At 42.2% G+C, this 19,968-nt stretch carries 16 protein-coding genes and 1 pseudogene; 9 read left to right on the top strand and 8 right to left on the bottom strand.

Annotated elements, in window-relative coordinates:
• The first annotated feature begins 52 nt into the window (after positions 1 to 52).
• Both speA and speB read left to right on the top strand, forming a co-directional pair.
• Positions 53 to 1,957 (top strand): biosynthetic arginine decarboxylase, encoded by a 1,905-nt coding sequence (speA, locus tag ACSJJG_RS03855; RefSeq protein WP_481088555.1) that lies wholly within the window; start codon positions 53 to 55, stop codon positions 1,955 to 1,957.
• Between the two features lie 773 nt (positions 1,958 to 2,730).
• Positions 2,731 to 3,657, top strand: a complete 927-nt coding sequence (gene speB, locus ACSJJG_RS03850; protein WP_481088554.1) for an agmatinase — start codon at positions 2,731 to 2,733, stop codon at positions 3,655 to 3,657.
• Positions 3,658 to 3,745: 88 nt separating this feature from the next.
• Here the strand turns inward: speB and ACSJJG_RS03845 are convergent, their stop codons facing one another.
• The 3 genes from ACSJJG_RS03845 to ACSJJG_RS03835 form a co-directional block, all read right to left on the bottom strand.
• Positions 3,746 to 4,219 (bottom strand): helix-turn-helix domain-containing protein, encoded by a 474-nt coding sequence (locus ACSJJG_RS03845; RefSeq protein WP_481088553.1) that lies wholly within the window; start codon positions 4,217 to 4,219, stop codon positions 3,746 to 3,748.
• Positions 4,220 to 4,222: 3 nt separating this feature from the next.
• On the bottom strand, positions 4,223 to 4,594 hold the full coding sequence (locus ACSJJG_RS03840; protein WP_481088552.1) for a type II toxin-antitoxin system HigB family toxin: 372 nt from the start codon (positions 4,592 to 4,594) through the stop codon (positions 4,223 to 4,225).
• 82 nt (positions 4,595 to 4,676) lie between these two features.
• Complete coding sequence (locus tag ACSJJG_RS03835) at positions 4,677 to 5,420, bottom strand: 4'-phosphopantetheinyl transferase family protein (protein ID WP_481088551.1); 744 nt, start codon at positions 5,418 to 5,420, stop codon at positions 4,677 to 4,679.
• 158 nt (positions 5,421 to 5,578) lie between these two features.
• Between ACSJJG_RS03835 and galE the strand changes: the two genes are divergently transcribed.
• From galE to ACSJJG_RS03820, 3 genes and pseudogenes are all read left to right on the top strand, one after another.
• Positions 5,579 to 6,598, top strand: a complete 1,020-nt coding sequence (gene galE / locus ACSJJG_RS03830; protein ID WP_481088550.1) for a UDP-glucose 4-epimerase GalE — start codon at positions 5,579 to 5,581, stop codon at positions 6,596 to 6,598.
• Between the two features lie 24 nt (positions 6,599 to 6,622).
• A pseudogene (locus tag ACSJJG_RS03825) lies at positions 6,623 to 6,781 on the top strand (hypothetical protein); the annotation flags it as partial.
• A gap of 45 nt (positions 6,782 to 6,826) precedes the next feature.
• Positions 6,827 to 7,525, top strand: a complete 699-nt coding sequence (locus ACSJJG_RS03820) for an O-methyltransferase (RefSeq protein ID WP_481088549.1) — start codon at positions 6,827 to 6,829, stop codon at positions 7,523 to 7,525.
• Positions 7,526 to 7,529: 4 nt separating this feature from the next.
• On the opposite strand, the gene ACSJJG_RS03815 is transcribed toward ACSJJG_RS03820, so the two are convergent.
• On the bottom strand, positions 7,530 to 8,000 hold the full coding sequence (locus ACSJJG_RS03815) for a membrane-associated Zn-dependent protease 1 (protein ID WP_481088548.1): 471 nt from the start codon (positions 7,998 to 8,000) through the stop codon (positions 7,530 to 7,532).
• Between the two features lie 35 nt (positions 8,001 to 8,035).
• On the bottom strand, positions 8,036 to 8,908 hold the full coding sequence (locus ACSJJG_RS03810) for a lipase family protein (RefSeq protein WP_481088547.1): 873 nt from the start codon (positions 8,906 to 8,908) through the stop codon (positions 8,036 to 8,038).
• Positions 8,909 to 9,194: 286 nt separating this feature from the next.
• Between ACSJJG_RS03810 and ACSJJG_RS03805 the strand changes: the two genes are divergently transcribed.
• Together ACSJJG_RS03805 and ACSJJG_RS03800 are read left to right on the top strand one after the other, a co-directional pair.
• Positions 9,195 to 10,565, top strand: a complete 1,371-nt coding sequence (locus ACSJJG_RS03805) for a pyridoxal-phosphate dependent enzyme (RefSeq protein WP_481088546.1) — start codon at positions 9,195 to 9,197, stop codon at positions 10,563 to 10,565.
• Between the two features lie 20 nt (positions 10,566 to 10,585).
• The gene (locus ACSJJG_RS03800; RefSeq protein WP_481088545.1) at positions 10,586 to 11,764 is read left to right on the top strand and encodes a trans-sulfuration enzyme family protein; all 1,179 of its coding nucleotides are present in this window, start codon (positions 10,586 to 10,588) and stop codon (positions 11,762 to 11,764) included.
• A 50-nt stretch (positions 11,765 to 11,814) separates the two neighbouring features.
• Here the strand turns inward: ACSJJG_RS03800 and mutH are convergent, their stop codons facing one another.
• The 3 genes from mutH to leuA all read right to left on the bottom strand — a co-directional run bounded on the left by mutH (position 11,815) and on the right by leuA (position 16,005).
• Entirely contained in the window at positions 11,815 to 12,495 is a 681-nt protein-coding gene (gene mutH / locus ACSJJG_RS03795; RefSeq protein WP_481088544.1) for a DNA mismatch repair endonuclease MutH, read from the bottom strand.
• A 763-nt stretch (positions 12,496 to 13,258) separates the two neighbouring features.
• Positions 13,259 to 14,398, bottom strand: coding sequence for a 3-isopropylmalate dehydrogenase (gene leuB / locus ACSJJG_RS03790; RefSeq protein ID WP_481088543.1), 1,140 nt, complete (start codon positions 14,396 to 14,398; stop codon positions 13,259 to 13,261).
• A gap of 2 nt (positions 14,399 to 14,400) precedes the next feature.
• Positions 14,401 to 16,005, bottom strand: coding sequence for a 2-isopropylmalate synthase (gene leuA / locus ACSJJG_RS03785; RefSeq protein ID WP_481088542.1), 1,605 nt, complete (start codon positions 16,003 to 16,005; stop codon positions 14,401 to 14,403).
• An 813-nt stretch (positions 16,006 to 16,818) separates the two neighbouring features.
• Here leuA and leuO point away from each other — a divergent pair.
• Together leuO and ACSJJG_RS03775 are read left to right on the top strand one after the other, a co-directional pair.
• Positions 16,819 to 17,766, top strand: coding sequence for a transcriptional regulator LeuO (gene leuO / locus ACSJJG_RS03780; RefSeq protein ID WP_481088541.1), 948 nt, complete (start codon positions 16,819 to 16,821; stop codon positions 17,764 to 17,766).
• A 206-nt stretch (positions 17,767 to 17,972) separates the two neighbouring features.
• Positions 17,973 to 19,775, top strand: coding sequence for an AMP-dependent synthetase/ligase (locus tag ACSJJG_RS03775; protein WP_481088540.1), 1,803 nt, complete (start codon positions 17,973 to 17,975; stop codon positions 19,773 to 19,775).
• Positions 19,776 to 19,968: the final 193 nt, after the last annotated feature.

The following is a 19,968-nucleotide window of genomic DNA, read 5'->3' as shown; positions in this document are numbered from 1 at the left end:
GTTATTGACCTTACAGGCGAAGGCAAATCTCGACTCCATGAAGGAGACTGCCATGAATGATAATATCGCTCGCAAAATGCGACAGACCTATAACATCGCATACTGGGGCGGCGGCTATTACTATGTCAATGATCTGGGTAATGTCAGTGTTTGCCCAAACCCTGACTTACTGGGAGCTGAAATTGAACTCGCCACTCTGGTGAAGAAAGTTCAGGAAGAAAAAGAACAATTGCGTTTGCCGGCATTGTTTTGTTTTCCCCAGATTTTGCAACATCGCTTGCGTTCGATTAATGCCGCGTTTAAACGTGCACGTGAATCTTATGGGTATAAAGGAGATTACTTCCTTGTTTATCCAATTAAGGTCAATCAGCATCGCCGTGTCATTGAGACATTGGCAAATGCTGATGAACCGATTGGATTGGAGGCAGGCTCTAAAGCGGAATTAATGGCAGTGTTGGCTCATGCAGGCATGACAGGTACTGTGATTGTTTGTAATGGTTATAAGGATCGCGAATACGTCCGTCTGGCATTGATCGGTGAAAAGCTGGGACACAAAGTGTATCTGGTTATCGAGAAGATGTCTGAAATTGAGATGGTACTGGAAGAAGCCAAGCGCCTGAATGTGATCCCACGTTTGGGCGTTCGGGCCCGTTTGGCATCCCAGGGGTCTGGTAAATGGCAGGCCAGTGGCGGTGAAAAATCGAAGTTTGGATTGGCTGCCGCACAGGTATTGCAATTGGTTGAAAGGTTGCGTTCAGCTGGGCGGTTGGATAGCTTGCAATTGCTGCATTTCCACTTGGGTTCCCAATTGGCAAATATCCGTGATGTGGCAACGGGAGTGCGTGAATCTGCCCGTTTTTACGTCGAGTTGTCTAAACTGGGCGTCAAGATCCAGTGCTTTGATGTTGGTGGTGGTTTAGGGGTCGATTATGAAGGAACACGCTCCCAGTCAGAGTGCTCGGTTAATTACGGTTTGAATGAATATGCGAATAACGTTATTTGGGGCATTGGGGATGCGTGTGAAGAACATGGCCTGCCTCACCCAACAGTGATTACGGAATCCGGCCGGGCATTGACCGCCCATCATACCGTTTTGGTCTCCAATGTAATTGGAGTAGAGCGCAATGAATTTACTCAAACTACGCCGCCGGCAGAAGGTGCGACGCGCCCTCTGACCAGTTTGTGGGAAACCTGGCTGGAGATGCAATCTGACAGTAGCCGCCGTTCCCTGCGTGAATCGCTGCATGACAGCCAGTTTGATCTGCATGATGTCCATACCCAGTATGCTCACGGTATGCTGGATCTGTCAGAACGTGCGTGGGCGGAAGAACTGTATTTAAATATCTGTCGCCACATTCAGCAAGACCTTGACCCAAGCAACCGTGCCCATCGTCCGATTATTGATGAATTACAGGAACGCATGGCAGATAAATTCTACGTGAATTTCTCGCTGTTCCAGTCAATGCCGGATGCGTGGGGGATTGATCAACTTTTCCCTGTTTTGCCAATTGAAGGTCTGGATAAACCGCTGGATCGTCGTGCTGTTTTGTTAGATATCACCTGCGACTCTGACGGTACAATTGATCACTATGTTGATGGTGATGGTGTGGCGACAACGATGCCAATGCCCGCATATGATCCAGAAAACCCGCCACTGATTGGTTTCTTTATGGTCGGAGCTTATCAGGAAATTTTGGGTAACATGCATAACTTGTTTGGTGATACGGCTGCCATTGATGTTTATGTTGCAGAAAATGGCGTAGTGACTCATAAGCAGAGCGAGGAAGGTGATTCTGTCGCCAATATGCTTCAATATGTCAAACTGGAGCCGCAGGTATTATTGACCCGTTTCCGTGATCAAGTGAAATCGACTGATCTGGATGACAATTTGCAGGAACAATTCTTGCAGGAGTTTGAAAGTGGCCTGTATGGCTACACCTATTTGGAAGATGAATAATCCTGATTAGCCATTAATTTGCGTTAATAGTCATTCTTAGTCATGTGTTTTATATAATTATTTGAGTTTGAATGACTATTTTTTTATACCGAACATGATGAATATTCAATTTTTAATTTACATATTGGCTATCAAATCATTGCCGTCACTGGTTAGATAGAAAGAATTCTTGAAAGGTGATTCAATCTATATTAATTTACAATATTGGCTATCAAATCATTGTCACTGGTTAATTAGATAGTATAGTATTATACGGATTAGAACTTCCAAAATTTGGGAATAATTATAATACTTTTTGAAAAATTATTGCTCAAAAGTCAAAGTTATTTAGCGTAATAAACGGATAAGTTATATCCCCATCATTCTATTTGTGAAAAAAATTTTATAATCTATGTCAAGAAAAGATGTATTGGGATTAAAAATCAGAGTCATTTTATTTTAGTATATCCGCCAATTTTAATAAAAATAATTAATGGTTTAGTATGATGTGTAGAGATAAAAATATCCTTTATTTTCTGCATGATGTAGCTATTTGCATTTAGTCTTAACATATTTGTAATTAGTCATATGTTTGTTCTTACAGAAAATATATTTGATATTTTATGGTATGAACTTCTCAAAGTTGTGGTAAGCAGAAAATATGTCTAATACTATATATTCATTTAATCTTCTAGTGTAAATAAGCCTTCATGTTACTCGTTACTGCCAATTATTGAGTATTGTCAATATTGGGGGCTAGTAATAAGCCAACATGCGACTTTTGAGGATATATCATGAGTATTAGCTCCTTAGGAAACCAGATTGATAACTCTTTGGTTTCAAATGCCTTTGGCTTCCTGCGTTTTCCATTGAACTTTCAACCCTATTCCAGTGATGCGGAATGGGTGATTACCGGCATTCCTTTTGATATGGCAACATCGGGACGTGCGGGCAGCCGCCATGGGCCAGCCGCTATTCGTCAGGTATCGACTAATCTGGCGTGGGAAAGCTGCCGCTGGCCATGGAACTTTAGCTTACGCAAGCATCTGAATGTGGTGGATTGCGGGGACCTGGTATTTAATTTCGGTGATGCCCGGGATATGAGTGATAAGTTGCAAGCACATGCGGAAAAGGTGTTGGCATCGGGTAAGCGTATGCTGTCGTTTGGAGGTGATCACTTTGTGACTTTGCCACTGTTACGTGCCCATGCAAAACACTTTGGCAAAATGGCGCTGATCCATTTTGATGCTCATACAGATACTTATCCAAATGGCAGTCAATTTGATCATGGTACGATGTTTTACCATGCGCCAAATGAAGGGCTGATAGATCCTCGCCATTCAGTACAAATAGGTATTCGTACTGAACATGATACGAATAATGGTTTTACTGTACTGGATGCTGGTCAGGTTAATGATCGCGGTGTTGATGATATTGTTGAGCAGATTAAAACAGTGGTTGGTGACTTGCCGATTTATCTGACGTTCGATATTGATTGTCTTGATCCGGCATTTGCGCCAGGCACTGGAACGCCGGTGATTGGTGGATTGACGTCAGATCGCGCTTTGAAAATAGTGCGTGCCTTACAACCATTGAATATCGTTGGAATGGATGTGGTGGAAGTGGCGCCGGCTTATGACCAATCTGAAATTACGGCATTGGCGGCCGCAACAATTGGACTGGAGTTGTTGTATTTGCAGGCATCAAAGAAAGATATTTAATGCATTAATTTTGTAGGTTGTTTTTAAAGGCTCATCAAGGTGAGCCTTGAAATTAATTTGAGTGTGTCTATAGAAATGTAATTTTTTATTAGTCTGAACCCATAAAGGTTTCGACAGGAACGTTAAAGAATTTGGCAAAGCCTTTTACTTGTCCAATGTTCATAGAACGTTTTCCATGCAGTATCTCTGATATGACACTCTGGTTTGCAATGTCACGCAGATCAAGCTGCCTTATGCCTCTTTCTTTCATCAAGTAACTTAATGCTTCACGTGGAGTAACATTGGGGACTTGGCGATTTTTAGCTTCGTATTCATAGACACGGTCAGTGATAAAATCAGCGAACTTTGCTGCGGTATGTTCGGTATTTTCAGCATATGAGTATAACTCATCAATCAGTGCCATTCGGGCATTCATATCTTCATCATTTTCTACAGACTCAATACACGCGGAGAACAAAAGTGCCAGCGGGCTGATTTGCTCAGATATTGACTGCATCATTTGGGGTAAAATTTCGATGAGTCCATCAATCCTTTCATAAGTAACGAGTGATGTTTTTCTCATGCTTCACCTTTTTGATCGTTTTGATTTAGTCTGCTTACGCCACCATTTATCATATTCGGTATGGGAGCAAACTTCTTTAATGTAAAAAGTGCCTGATTTGGGATTAATCCATGTGATAATGCGGCATTTATTTTTATGTATATCAAATATATAAATATCTAACGGCCCTTTTTTGCTTCCTGCCTCCAGTAATTCGTGGGCTATACGATCAACATTCCATGTCGATGTTTTAAGCCATAGCTCACGGATTTGAGTATAAGATTCAAACCGTAAAGACACTTTATCAAAAACATCCAACCAGAGTTTTAGGCCAACCTTCCATTGAGCATGTTTTTGCATTGCTTCGATGATGACTTTTGCTGTGATAACTCGCATATCACTTCCTTATGATATCGCAATTTGCGATATTTTCAATATTTGAAAAAATTTAGGGGCCTCTTTTTTCAAACAAAGCATATCACTGCACAATATACGTCAACACCTGCTGCTGGGGCATTAAGGCAAAATTTCCGTGGAATTGCGAATCAGCTCGATACTCATCAGATAATGTTTGCAGTAGTTTTATGCTTATGGCGTAATCTCTGCAATTAATTGACGTAATTTCAGCCGCATGGAAATCAAAGAAGCGTTTTACGTGGGGATAAAGTGCCTTAAATAAACTTTCTTTGATGGAGAACGCAAGGGTGAATGCCTGTGTAAAAGGTAATGGACATTCTGTCAGTAATTTCACTTCATTGTCATTGATGATGCTAGGTGAAACACTTTTGATGGTATCTGACTTAATCTCCTGCTCGATATCTACGCCTATTATTCGGTATTTATTGCAAGAAGCCGCAAAGGCAATAGCACAGCTGGCTGAATGAGAAATCGAACCACAAATATTGTCAGGCCAGATTGGGGAGCGATCTCGGGCATTGGTTACCTGAAAGCCAGAGTAACCCAAACGGTTTAAAACTTGTTGAGTGCAATAACGGGCTGCCAGATATTCCGCACGTCGTTTATTAACTGCATTTTGTAATTGGCTTGGGTAGGTAATACCACATTTGTCAAATAGTGCATCCCGATAGTAAGACGGATCAAAATAAGTTTTTATGACATGAAGATCGGGATGTTCTGACAGCGTACCTGCTTGTATGTCTGTAAAAAAAGGATCATTTATGGCAGTAGCTTGAGCAGAGGTAAGGAGAGAAGTAAAAGTCATTTTTTTCATCATGGTTTTTTATTATCGGCTGCGATTATTAGATAAGGGATCAATTAAAAATGTTTATGGTCTTATTTTGCCATATCTTAATTTTAGTTCACTAACGTACTAACTCTTTTTATACTCCTCGTTGTTACCATTTTTGAAAAGAGGTTGTTGTGGAAATATTAGTAACAGGCGGGATGGGATATATCGGTAGCCATACTTGTGTTCAAATGATTGAAGCTGGAATGACGCCGATCATCATTGATAACCTGTGCAATGCCAATCATGAAGTTCTGGCGCGCATTGAGGCATTGACGGGGGTACAGCCACTGTTTTATGAAGGGGATATTCGTGATGAATCATTCCTTGATGCTATTTTCTCCCGCCACCAAATTCAGTCAGTTATTCATTTTGCAGGCTTGAAAGCGGTTGGGGAGTCAGTCGCCAAACCTATCGAATATTATGACAATAATGTCAATGGAACTCTGGTACTGGTGCGTAGTATGCGTAAGGCGGGGGTAAAAAGCATTATCTTTAGCTCATCCGCGACGGTATATGGTGATCCGGATGTTGTGCCTATTACTGAACAGTCTGCGGTAGGTAATACAACTAACCCTTATGGCACCAGTAAGTATATGGTTGAACGCTGCCTGTCTGATTTTCATCATGCGGAAAATGATTGGTCTGTAGTGTTATTACGCTACTTCAATCCAGTTGGTGCCCATCCTTCGGGCACGATGGGGGAAGATCCTCAGGGAATTCCCAACAATTTGATGCCTTATATTGCTCAGGTTGCGGTAGGTCGTCGGGAAAAACTGTCTGTGTATGGTAATGATTATCCAACATCCGATGGTACTGGAATTCGCGATTATATCCATGTTATGGATTTGGCTGACGGGCATATCGCCGCCCTAAATGCGGTTGGTAAGAAAGCAGGACTGCATATTTACAATTTGGGTACTGGAAAAGGCACCAGCGTACTGGAAATGGTAGATGCTTTCAGTAATGCTTGCGGCAAGCCAGTTCCTTATGAAATTTGTCCACGTCGTCCGGGAGATATTGCAGAATGTTGGTCAAGCCCGGAGAAAGCCGAGCGAGAGCTGGGCTGGAAAGCAAACCGGACTATCGTGGAAATGACTGCGGATGCCTGGCGTTGGCAGTCTCAAAATCCCAATGGCTATAAAGCGAAGTAAGAAACAGTAAAAAAAGAACGACCGTGGAGTGGCATTGATGAAAAACCACTCCACGTTACCTTGCCAGCTTATGATAAACACTGTTTTTTATGCCCGAACAATACCCGCGCTGTCAGGCTACAAAAGGTGTCAGTCAACTGGAATAAGCAAAAGAGGGGCGTCGAAAACATTTTTTCTAAATGATATGCTCTCTCAATACGTAACCTTAACAATATAAGGAGTATGATCGTGAGTTCTAAACCGCACGTAGTCCTCCAGCAACAATGGACAAAAGTTGACGACTACCTTAAACAAGCCCTGTTACCTAAATCCCCGCACCTTGAACAAACACTTGAACACATGTCCGCCCAAGGCTTACCAGCCATTAATGTTTCTGCGTTGCAAGGGCAGTTTTTGATGATGATGGTACAAATGAGTGGCGCAAGACGTATTCTCGAAATTGGTACATTGGGAGGGTATAGCGCCCAATACATGGCAAAAGGATTGCCTGATGATGGGATACTATTGACATTGGAAAAAGATCCCCGTGTGGCCGAAGTAGCTCAACACAATATCGAAAGGGCGCAGCTTGCTCACAAAATCAAAATCATCGTAGGAGAGGCAAGTGAAACCTTGCAGACACTAAGTTCGGAAGCTCCCTTTGATTTGATTTTTATTGATGCCGATAAACAAAATAGCCCGTTGTACCTGGATTGGGCTGTCAAGTTGGGACGTCCGGGAAGCATTATCATCATGGACAATATGATCCGTGAAGGCGCAATTGTACATGAGCAGCGGAGTGAATCTGTCGAAGGTGTGCGTCAGGCACTGGATAAAATGTCCAACTATCCTGAACTGACAGTAACGGCTTTACAGACTGTAGGGGAAAAAGGTTGGGATGGGTTTGCCTTATTACGGATCAATACGGATAGAGAAATTACACAATAGTTTTTTATAACCCCCGTTGGGGTGCAGGTTGATTGGCAGATGTTGGTGTTCGGGCTGACTGGCAAGCTTTACGCTCACCGGGTTCGCGTTTTTGAATGATTTTTGCGGTTTCATCGATGGCGGGAAGAGGGAAGCCCATATCATCATAGGCACCAAAACCAATTAAATGATAACTGTTCAGTGGGCTATTTATTGGGACGCGAAATTCTTTCTTTTCCCCCGGTGCCAATGGTTCAAATGGGTACACGGTCAGTATACCTGGCTCACATTTTGCGTTAAGGGGTAAAACAGCCAGATAGCCCCCCGCCACAGGTTGGTCGCCTTGATTTTGCAGTGTGCCGCCTACAAAGAATGTACCGTTGGCTCCCAGCCCCATGTGAAATAACAAGTGCGCTTCCCCTTTTGCCCATAATGCAGGGGAGAATAGGCCACTTGCTATTAATACTGCACTGTATGTGTAACCACGCCATTTCATCTTTGTGCTCCTGTTTGTTGATGATGAGTTCCTAACTATAAATTAATACAAGAATCAATATCACCCTGTTTTGTGACTCTTCTGAACACCTCCAGATCGAGTCTGGCAATATAATTGATTAAATAGTGGCTACATAACGGCCCATCTGAAATAGCTAAATTGGTTTGAGGTTTAAACTCGTTGATATAGTCCAATGAGGCATATCCCAGGATTTTAGGAGGCAGATGAGGTATGACGTCATCGATATAGTTGAACACCGCAAAATTGCTAAAGTTTTGGGTAATGAGTTTGGAGAATTCTCTGTTTCCTGGTCTTGGGCAGGCAAATAAACAAGCTGAATGATTGGGGGCTATCGAGCCTATTTCATACATAAGGTAAGACGCAATTGCTGCCCCAAGGCTGTGACCAGCTATAGTGAATTGGCCATTTACCCCGATAAGTTGGGCAATCGCTTCCGCCAATTTGAGATTGCTGTAAACACGGTGAGATTCAGGCTCAATGGTAATCAGCTTCATTGAATCATAAACACTAAAAAAACCCTGGCTGACTTCTATTTTGGGGAAACGAGTCCACGGTGAGGTAAAATCAATCAGTCCATCATGGACATCTTCTAGCAAAATTGTGGGATCGGTTCCACGTATAGCAATGATATATTCCCCTGGAGAATTGTTTTTTTCTGCCACTTTCTTTGCCACATAACCATAACAGACATGTTCGGGCAATTCGCTTTTTCTGGACGTTACAGAGAAAGACAGGTCATCTGCTGAGATATACGCTATAACTTTCCATCCATCCTCTTCAATTCGAGGGTCGGCTGGGGGTATTGGATTATTGTAGTATTGTTCATTCATTTTCGCTGCATATAACACGAATGCCGCAAAATTGGCGGCTTCTCTGTATGTATACATAGGTGCCTCTTTTTTTCGGGTTGAATGATGTATGTTTAGATTGTAATGAGATTTTCGTTATGAGGAACTTATTTTCATCAAGCCCTATTATTAGGATTTATTTATTATTAAATGATAAAAAATAATGATTTGTAGACATGTTTTAATTTATCAATATCGAATTAATTAATTCTCTTTTGTTATATGTAGTTTTCATTTGTTCTTTCAAATTGATTACCATGCAGCGTTATTCTTTCCCAATCTGAAAGTTTTGTTTGCAAATTTTACCGATTATCAAGAGGCAAATATGGCAGCACCACGTTCGGTTCTTGAACTTATAGGGAATACACCGCTATTGGAATTGACTCATCTGGATACAGGCCCTTGCCAGCTATTCATTAAGTTAGAGAATCAGAATCCGGGCGGTTCAATTAAAGATCGTGTTGCACTTTCAATGATTGAGCAGGCGGAAAAACAGGGGGTATTGAAGCCAGGGGGTACCATCATTGAAGCCACGGCAGGTAATACGGGTATTGGGTTAGCGTTGGTTGCCGCCATGAAGGGCTATAAACTGATTTTAGTTGTACCTGATAAGATGAGCCGCGAAAAAATTTATCACCTGCGAGCGCTGGGAACGGATGTTCGCTTGACACGCTCTGATGTTGGAAAAGGGCATCCAGAATATTATCAGGACTATGCCCTGCGCCTGTCGAAAGAAATCAGTGGAGCTTATTATATTGATCAATTCAATAATCCTGCGAACTCAGCCGCACATCTTGCTACCACGGGGCCGGAGATTTGGCAGCAGATGGAGCAGAATGTCGATGCTGTGGTCGTAGGTGTCGGTTCTGGCGGGACTCTGGGGGGCTTGAGCCAGTATTTTAAGGAAGTTTCCTCTCATACGGAATTTGTCCTCGCAGATCCTAAAGGTTCTATTCTTGCCGATTATGTTGAGCATGGTCACTATGACGAAGCCGGCAGTTGGTTTGTGGAAGGTATTGGAGAAGATTTTGTCCCGCCGCTTGGGGATTTTTCTCAGGTTCACCATGCTTATCGCATTACTGATGCAGAAGCGTTTGCCTGCGCCCGAGATTTACTATTGACAGAAGGGATCCTGGCTGGCTCTTCTTCAGGAACATTGTTAGCGGCGGCGCTACGTTATTGCCGTGCACAGACAACGCCGAAACGTGTGGTGACGTTAGCTTGTGACAGTGGCAACAAATATCTGTCGAAGATGTTCAATGATTACTGGTTATTGGAACAAGGGCTGCGTTCACAACCACAAGAAAATAATTTGAGCGATTATATTACCTATCGTTATCAGGATGGAGCGACGGTTTCCGTTTCTCCACAAGATACCTTGCAGATCGCTTATAGCCGCATGCGTCTGTATGATATTTCACAGTTACCTGTGATCGAAAACGATCAAATTGTCGGGCTTATTGATGAGTGGGATCTCATGCATACCATTCAGGCCAATTCACATCATTTCTCGTTGTCTGTGACTGAAGCGATGACTAATCAGGTTCATACGCTCAATAAAAAAGCGTCATTGGCGCAGTTAATGGCTACCTTTGATGTTGGCCATGTGGCCCTGATTGTTGATGATAACAATCGTTTTCTGGGGCTTGTTACTCGTACCGATGTTCTGAACGCATGGCGTCAACAACTCAATTGATCTCTTTCAGGAATAAATTAATGACGAAGTTTAATAAGACTCAGTTTAATCGGATTAAGTTTGATACACAAAGCGTTCATGCAGGCTATGTACCTGATCACACGGGGGCAGTGATGCCCGCAATTTATGCCACATCGACTTATGCTCAATCGGCACCTGGCCAGCATACGGGATATGAATATTCCCGTAGCGGGAACCCTACGCGTGATGCCTTAGAGCGTGCGATTGCTGAATTGGAAAATGGCACGCGGGGTTATGCTTTTGGCTCTGGTCTGGCAGCCAGTTCGACTATTTTGGAGTTACTTGATAAAGACAGCCACATCATTGCGGTAGATGATCTCTATGGCGGGACTTACCGATTGCTGGAAAAAGTGCGTCGCCGGACGGCGGGTCTGAGAGTCACTTATGTTGAGGCAGGGGATACTACAGCACTGGAAGCGGCAATTCAGCCCGACACTAAAATGATTTGGGTGGAAACTCCCACTAACCCACTATTGAAATTGGCTGATTTAGCGGCGATTGCACAAATTGCCAGGCGGCATAATATTATCAGCGTGGCAGATAACACTTTTGCTTCCCCTTATATTCAGCGTCCGCTTGATTTGGGGTTTGATATTGTTGTGCATTCTGCAACTAAGTACTTGAATGGTCATTCTGATGTTGTCGCGGGTCTTGCGGTGGTGGGAAATAATGCAGAGTTGGCCGAGCAAGTTGCCTTCTTGCAAAATTCCATTGGCGGTATTCTTGATCCGTTCAGCAGTTTCCTTGTCCTGCGTGGTATTCGGACATTGGCACTGCGTATGGAGCGCCATATTGACAGCGCTGAGAAGATTGCGCATTGGCTTGAACAGCAGCCACAAGTTGAGAAAGTGTATTATCCCGGTCTTGCTTCTCATCCTCAGCATGAATTGGCAAAACGTCAGATGCGAGGTTTTGGTGGCATGATCTCCATCGTGCTGAAAGGGGATGAAGATTATGCGCGTCGCGTCATTAAAGCGCTGCAACTGTTTACATTGGCGGAAAGTTTAGGCGGCGTGGAGAGCTTGATTGGTCAGCCATTTTCCATGACTCATGCTTCCATTCCGTTGGAGAAGCGTCTGGCTGCCGGAATTACCCCACAATTGATCCGAATTTCTGTCGGTATTGAAAATGCAGATGATTTGATAACGGATTTGTCTCAGGCATTTGAAAATGTTTGATTTTAAACTGAAAGACAAATAGCGTATTCAGGGTTTCTGCCAATTGAGGGTTACAAGAAGAAATGGCGAGCCAATAACGGTGCTGTAAAGTTTTTTTTCAAATAAAAACCTCTGGGCAACGTCATAATTGGCTGGCCGTATTCTCCTATTGCTTCTGTCAATGCTTGGCTATTGGCGGCCTTGGGACGCAATTGCAGTACTTCACCATGACGGGCAGTAATGCTTTCGACTTTTCCTAATACAATGAGATCCATCAGTTCTTCCCAATCGCGTCGCAGCAACTCTTCTTCAATCACATTCGGACTCCAAAGCAACGGAGAACCTACACGGCGTTCAGATAGTGGAATATTTCTTTCCCCCTCAACAGGTATCCACAGGACGCGGGATAATTTACGCCTGACGTGGCAGTTTTCCCAGGTAATGCCGCTATTGCCTGTTAAAGGAGCAACACAGACAAAGGTTGTTTCTAATGGATAACCTTTGCTATCCACGGGGATAGTTTTCAACTCGACACCGATATGTTCAAAATCCTGTTCAGGTTTACTGCCCGCATTTGCCCCTAAATAGTATTCAAGCAACATACCGACCCAACCTTTATCACGTTTTAAATTGGGGGGAATGGAGAGCCTAGCGAACGCAGCAAGTTCACCCATAGATAAGCCAGCCAGGGAATGGGCACGATTGAAGAGTTGTTGTTCGTTTTCAGGCGGTGTTGGGGGCGTAAAGTACATGTTATAGAGTATATTTTTTGGTTAAAAAATGTTCATGTGAATTTTTGAAAATCATTATTAATTTATCATTAGCATGATCACTTTGATAATAGCATGATATAAAAGATTTTTTCATTGATGTTTGCTGCATTAAAAATAGACTCATTATGATTGTTCACCTATTTCCAGTGATAATAAACAGGATCTTACACCATGTTATCCACAGATTTATGGGATAAGTGATAAAAAGTGAGATCACTGGTTTGATTTACAGCTCTAATGAATGATATTTTCTACAAAAATAGGCGATTTTTGTTTAACTAAAAGGCATATCCTGTGGATAAATTCACCTGTGACTAATATTTGCTCAGTGCAAGAAAAGCCAAAAATTTTCATCAGTAATATGTAACGTTAAAAGGGGTGTGAAATATATTAACGCAATGAAAAATAATGATTATTTATTTTCTCTTATAGAGAGTGTAAAAATATGTAATAAAAGTATACCCGTTTTACCCCGCTCTTTTTCACATACATATCCACAGAAAAAGTGAATAAAATGGTTCTGGCCAGACAATAAATGTTTATAACTTTAGCTTTTCCTGTGAATTAACTTTCTGGAAGCGTAATCTACGCAGATTTAAAATCAAACCAGCCAAAGGTGTTCATTTTTACTCCTCTTATGCTGCGTTTATCTCTGATTTTTTGAGTAATGGTCTTTTTACCAGCCAGTAAGCTATCTTACTGGCCTTTTTCAATGCCTATATTTCCCTTTGGTTAGATTTTCCTAAACTTCTTCGGTGATATAGCGTGCAATGATATCGCCCATTGTATTGGTGCTGACCGCTTTGTCATTGCCCGCGAGATCTGCGGTACGATAACCTTGTTCCAAAGCGTGATTGATCGCTCGTTCAATAGCATCAGCGGCATCAAGGTATCCAAGGCTGTAACGCAGCAACAATGCTGTGGATAATATTTGGGCAATTGGGTTGGCGATATTTTTACCTGCAATATCAGGGGCTGAACCGCCAGCAGGTTCATATAAGCCAAAACCTTTTTCATTCAGGCTGGCAGAAGGCAACATTCCCATTGAACCCGTGATCATTGCGCACTCATCGGATAAAATATCGCCAAAAATATTGGAACATAATAGAACATCAAATTGAGCGGGACTTTTAATAAGCTGCATAGTGGCGTTATCAATATACATATGCTCGATTGCAACGTCAGGATAATCTTTGGCGATGTTGCCAACGACTTCACGCCATAACACGGAGCTTTGCAAAACATTCGCTTTATCAATCGACGTCACCTTATGGCGGCGATTGCGCGCAGATTCAAATGCAATACGCGCTATCCGTTCTATCTCGAATCGATGATAAACCTCAGTGTCAAAAGCACGTTCGTATTTTCCTTCACCTTCGCGCCCTTTGGGTTGTCCAAAATAAATTCCGCCTGTCAGCTCACGGACACATAAAATATCAAAGCCTTTGGCGGCAATATCATGGCGAAGAGGACAGAATGATTCTAAGCCTGCATATAAGCGCGCTGGCCGTAAGTTACTGAATAATTTAAAATACTTTCTCAATGGCAGTAATGCCCCTCGTTCTGGCTGTTCGGCGGGCGGTAGATGTTCCCATTGCGGGCCACCTACGGAGCCAAATAGGATCGCGTCAGCTTTTTCGCAGCCAGTAATCGTTTCTTGAGGCAAAGGTGAGCCATGACGATCAATGGCAATCCCCCCCACATCATATTCGCTGGTTGTGATACGGATATTAAAACGTTGACGGATGGCATCTAACACTTTGTAGGCTTGCTTCATCACTTCAGGGCCAATGCCATCACCAGGCAAAACAGCAATGTGGCAATGCCTAGTTTCTTGCTTGCCCTGAGTCGCGTCATTTGAAATAGATTGGCTTGAGGTCATGATTATGCAGTTTCCTTTTTGTTGTTCTGGTGATTGTTTTGAATATTGTTGTCTTGGTTACTGCTTTGGGAGATGCGTTGCTTCTCTTTTTCTACTTGTTCTGCCTGCCAGATATTGTTCAGAACATGGACCATCGCTTTGGCAGAGGATTCAATAATGTCAGTTTCCAAACCCATGCCGTGGAAACGGCGGCCAAAACATTCCACAATAATATCAACCTGACCGAGCGCATCTTTACCATGCCCCTTACCGGATAATTGATAGGAAATTAATTCCAGAGGGTAACCCGTAATGCGGTTGATGGCCTGATAGATGGCATCAACAGTACCATTGCCCGTCGAGGCTTCAGATTTGATTTCATCTCCACAGGCCAGGCTAACGGTTGCAGTAGGTATTACATTGGAGCCTGACTGGATACTGAAATAGTCCAGACGGAAATGTTCATGTTCTTGCTGTTGTTGATTGATAAACACCAGAGCTTCTAAATCGTAATCAAACACTTGTCCTTTTTTATCTGCCAATTTCAAGAATGCTTGATACAGTACATCCAAATTGTAGTCACTCTCTTGATAGCCCATTTCTGTCATACGATGTTTTACTGCGGCACGTCCAGAACGTGAGGTCAGGTTCAACTGGGTATCTTTCAAGCCGATAGATTCTGGAGTCATGATTTCGTAAGTTTCACGATTTTTCAGCACACCATCCTGATGAATGCCGGATGAATGGGAAAACGCATTACTGCCAACAACGGCTTTATGAGCGGGGATTGGTGTACTGCTAATTTGGCTAACTAACTGACTGGTACGGTAAATTTCTTGATGGTTGATCTTGGTATGTACTCCCAACATTTGCTGGCGCGTTTTGATAGTCATAATCACTTCTTCCAGCGAGCAGTTACCTGCACGTTCTCCCAATCCATTGATAGTGCCCTCTATTTGACGAGCACCTTCCTGGATTGCTGTAATGGAGTTAGCGACGGACATGCCTAAGTCGTCGTGGCAGTGGACTGAAATAATCGCTTTATCAATATTGGGTACGCGGTTAAATAATGTGCGTATAATACCGCCAAATTGGTAAGGTGTGGTGTAACCCACCGTGTCTGGAATGTTGACGGTGGTTGCACCTGCTTTGATGGCTTGCTCGACAATTTTGCACAAATTATCGATATCTGTACGGCCTGCATCTTCGCAGGAAAACTCGACATCATCGGTGTAGTTGCGCGCTCGTTTGATGGAGCGAACCGCCATTTCCACAACATCATCAAAGGTTCTTTTTAATTTATGCTCGACGTGCAGATTTGAGGTAGCCAGTACCATATGCAGGCGGAAGGCTTCAGCGACTTTCAGGGCTTCAGCGGCGACATCGATATCTTTGTCGACACAGCGGGATAAGGCACAGATACGGCTATTTTTGATTTCACGGGCGATGGTTTGGACTGATTCAAAATCGCCCGGAGAAGAAACGGGAAAACCGGCTTCAATGACATCAACCCCCAGCCTTTCCAGTGCATAAGCGATTTGCAGTTTCTCTTTCACACTCAGGCTGGCTTGTAACGCCTGTTCTCCATCACGTAACGTCGTATCGAAAATAATAACTTGCTGGCTCATGTTGTGCTCCTGTTAAATAGATTAACTCGTTAATTTAGTTAGATAACTTAGTTCTGTAACTGGGTTTTATTTTTGATTCTGAGCGCCGGCAGGTAAAAAAAACCCGCGCATGGCGCGGGTTTTTTGTGTCTGATGGAGGTTAACTTATCCCTGTTTTTCACCCACCAACATACCACGCGCATTATTAAAGGCGATAATTAGTAGGCTTAGTAGAAGAATAGGGTGAATCATGTGAGCTAACCTTTGTAAATTTGTTAACTTAATTTTAATTTTCAATGTATTTTATAGATACGTTATCTAAAAAATAATGTCAAGCAGTATAAGTATGAATTTAACCTGGATTGCCCACATTTTAGGTTTTTTATTGAGCAATTGTTGAGCTTGGTGACTATTTTTTACATTTTTAGCGATGTTTTTATCTATTTTTCATATCTATATATGGAGTAAAATCCTGCTCTGATGGATAAGGAACAAGGATAGATGGATGTTAACCACAGTGTTTTAGGTTAAGAAGTCATAACCATACAGAATATTAATAAATTATATTTTGATAGATTGGTATTTCATTATTAGCTAATTATTTTTGATAAAAGTCATTAGCGTAATTTTAGTTATTGCCATTCATATATAACACATTAATATTCATACCTATAAAAATATTACGGTTACGTAGATAAAAATGTATTGGTTATGTATGTTTTATTTTTTGTACAAGAATGAATCTCAATATATTTTCTAATAAATTGGGGTAATTGATCTTATTAATTTCCATATTTAATGAGAACACTGCTATAAATTTAGTGGAGTGAAATAATGACAGAATACAACTCAATAAAGACAGAAAAAAAAGAATCATGCGATATTCAATTGCGTAGTGTGGATCTTAATTTGCTGACTGTTTTTGATACTGTAATGCAAATGCAGAATATTACACGTGCAGCCCAGGCATTGGGAATGTCACAACCGGCTGTCAGTAATGCAGTGGCTCGTTTGAAAACAATGTTTGGTGATGAATTATTTGTGCGTTATGGTCGGGGTATTCAGCCAACGGCGAGAGCAAAACAGCTTTTTGGGCCACTCAGACAGGCACTGCAAATTGTCCATAATGAACTGCCTGGAGTGGGATTTGATCCCAATAAGAGTACGAGAGTATTTCATCTCTCTATTTGTAGTCCTCTTGATATTCGTTTAGCTGCTCAAATTGTTGGACAGGTAAAAAAACATGATTCTAATATCGAGGTTGTCATTAAAACACAAATTAATGATGGTGTTGAGGAAAAATTAAAATATCATGAGATAGAATTTGTCATCAGCTACAACCAATTGGAATGTTCTAATTTCCATAATTATTCTCTGTTTAATGATGAATTAGTTTTGGCTGTTTCTAAACATCATCCCAGAATTAGTAAGCGAATTACTCAGCAACAATTGCAGGAAGAAAGACATGCCATCGTTGCGTTGGATAACATAGATTCATTTAGTAAACCTTACTATGAAAATAATGAATTATTGCGTTCTGTTTCTTATCAGGGAACGGATTTGAACAGCGTTCTTAATATTGTTTCCCAGACTTATTTAGTTGCCATAGTGCCAAAATGGATGGTTGAGCACTATTCCGAACAGTTAAATATCTGTTCGGTATCTTTGCCCAATGGTCAGATTTTTCGTCCTTGTTATTTGATATGGCATGGTGCAGCCGAACGGGATCAAGGCCATCAGTGGATGAAATCATTGTTAAGTCATCTTGGTAAGCAAGAATAGATCACGTTAAAGCAGAATAGATGAAATAAGAGTCTATCCCTATGTTGTATACAAGATGGTTGCATACAGGGATAGCGCTCTATCAAAAATGGACTTCCCCCTTTTACTAGGAATAGGTAGACTGCGCGCAAATAGCTAACATCTGTAAGCTGAAAAGTAGATAATACACTCAGACGCTGAATGAAATATTTATACAGGAATATATTGTGATAACAGATCCTCTGCACGCCTATCACTTGGTTAATCGCTTGCAGCAACAATTCAATGAATATCCAGAAAAAATTGCCTTTCGGCAATGGTCACCATCAAAACAGTTGGAAATGAATTGGCAGCAGGTTGGATGTACAACGAGATCCGTGGCAAACGCATTATTGTCATTGGGAATAGAAGTGCAGGGGAAAGTGGGTATTTTTGCACAGAATTGTATGGCATGGTCATTGGCTGACTTAGCTATTCTCCAGCTTCGGGCTGTGACAGTGCCATTATACGCGACCAATACGGGTGATCAGGCTGCATTTATTCTCAATGATGCAGGCGTACAGGTGTTATTTGTTGGCGGGCAGGAGCAATATGACATTGCAATATCACTGGTTGAACTGTGTCCTCAACTTGCTCATCTCATTGTTATGGATGAATCTGTCGACTTAAAAGGATGCCCGCAGGCATTGTATTTATCCGCTTTTATTGACAATGATTATTCGCAATATCAGGCAGAACTTAATCGCCGTATTGCGGATCAGGATTTGAATGACCTTTTCACGTTAATCTATACCTCTGGCACAACAGGAGAGCCAAAAGGAGTGATGCTGGATTATCGGAATATGGCGGCACAGCTCTATCTGCATGACCAGAGATTAACATTGACTAACCAGGATGTATCGCTCTGCTTTCTGCCGCTATCCCATATTTTTGAGCGGGCGTGGAGTTATTATGTCATGCACACGGGCGCCCTGAACGTCTATTTAACAGATACGAATCTTGTGCGTGAAGCCATGTCTGATGTGCATCCGACAGTGATGTGTTCTGTCCCCCGTTTTTATGAAAAAGTTCATAGCGCGATCTTAGAAAACGTTTCCCGTGCACCTTTTTGGCGTAGGATGATTTTTAATTGGGCCTTGAAACGGGGAGAAGAGCATTGGATGCGTCAGCAGGAAAATAAAAAAGGTTGCCCATTCACGCGCTGTAGTTATCAATTGGCTGACAAATTGGTGTTGAATAAGCTCCGTGGTCTTTTAGGAGGGCGAGTACGTTTCTTGCCCGTGGCGGGAGCACGTCTCGACGATGCCATTACCCGTTTTTTTCTGTCCATTGGTCTGGATATCAAATATGGGTACGGCATGACAGAAACTTGTGCCACGGTATCTTGCTGGGAAGAAAAAAATTATCTGTTGGGTTCAATTGGTACGCCATTACCTGATGTTGATGCCCGCATTAGTGCGGAAGGGGAGATCCAGGTGCGTGGCTCTATTGTCATGAAAGGTTACTTCAACCGCCCGGAGGAAACGGTCCATGCCTTTACGGAGGATGGCTGGTTGCGGACAGGCGATGCCGGAAGACTGGACGCTAATGGTAATCTGTATATTACCGAGCGCCTGAAAGATCTGATGAAAACGTCAACAGGCAAATATATTGCGCCGCAAATGATTGAAGGGGTGTTAGGACAAGATCGTTTTATTGAACATATTGCTGTCATTGCTGATGCCCGCCAATTCGTTTCTGCGTTGATTGTTCCCAGTTATGAAACACTGGAAGAATACGCGAAATCTATCAATCTCCATTACCGTGATCGTCTTGAGTTGCTGCGCAATCACCAGGTTGTCGCGTTGTTTGAACGACGTCTAAAGGAAATGCAAAAAAATATTGTTAAATTCCATCAGGTCAAACGATTTATTCTTTTGCCGGAAGCTTTCTCAATGGAAAAAGGAGAATTAACGCCGACATTGAAATTGCGCCGTAAGGTTATTTCTCAGCGTTATCAGCGCGAAATTGAATCTATGTATCTGGATTGAAAATAGGCAAAAATTCGGCTCTTCTTCAACGAATGTTTTCAATATGTAAATTGATGTTTGCTAACACTTGTATCTAACGTTATGTTAGTTAACTTAGCGTTATGGAATAAATAAGAAATGGAATAAATAAGGTAACTTTTTCGTTACCTTATGAAATTCCGACGATTAACTTGCAAACAGAGCCTGGAGGCAA

Source organism: Xenorhabdus sp. SGI 60, from assembly GCF_056632175.1.
Note: the sequence above shows the minus strand (reverse complement) of the source record. Positions and strands in the feature narration are given on the sequence as shown.

Bases quoted from the DNA above. Each gene is read 5' to 3' on its own strand.
- speA (WP_481088555.1), top strand. From the start codon at position 53: ATGAATGATAATATCGCTCGCAAAATGCGACAGACCTATAACATCGCA.
- speB (WP_481088554.1), top strand. From the start codon at position 2,731: ATGAGTATTAGCTCCTTAGGAAACCAGATTGATAACTCTTTGGTTTCA.
- ACSJJG_RS03845 (WP_481088553.1), bottom strand. From the start codon at position 4,219: ATGAGAAAAACATCACTCGTTACTTATGAAAGGATTGATGGACTCATC.
- ACSJJG_RS03840 (WP_481088552.1), bottom strand. From the start codon at position 4,594: ATGCGAGTTATCACAGCAAAAGTCATCATCGAAGCAATGCAAAAACAT.
- ACSJJG_RS03835 (WP_481088551.1), bottom strand. From the start codon at position 5,420: ATGACTTTTACTTCTCTCCTTACCTCTGCTCAAGCTACTGCCATAAAT.
- ACSJJG_RS03815 (WP_481088548.1), bottom strand. From the start codon at position 8,000: ATGAAATGGCGTGGTTACACATACAGTGCAGTATTAATAGCAAGTGGC.
- ACSJJG_RS03810 (WP_481088547.1), bottom strand. From the start codon at position 8,908: ATGTATACATACAGAGAAGCCGCCAATTTTGCGGCATTCGTGTTATAT.
- ACSJJG_RS03805 (WP_481088546.1), top strand. From the start codon at position 9,195: ATGGCAGCACCACGTTCGGTTCTTGAACTTATAGGGAATACACCGCTA.
- ACSJJG_RS03800 (WP_481088545.1), top strand. From the start codon at position 10,586: ATGACGAAGTTTAATAAGACTCAGTTTAATCGGATTAAGTTTGATACA.
- mutH (WP_481088544.1), bottom strand. From the start codon at position 12,495: ATGTACTTTACGCCCCCAACACCGCCTGAAAACGAACAACAACTCTTC.
- leuB (WP_481088543.1), bottom strand. From the start codon at position 14,398: ATGACCTCAAGCCAATCTATTTCAAATGACGCGACTCAGGGCAAGCAA.
- leuA (WP_481088542.1), bottom strand. From the start codon at position 16,005: ATGAGCCAGCAAGTTATTATTTTCGATACGACGTTACGTGATGGAGAA.
- leuO (WP_481088541.1), top strand. From the start codon at position 16,819: ATGACAGAATACAACTCAATAAAGACAGAAAAAAAAGAATCATGCGAT.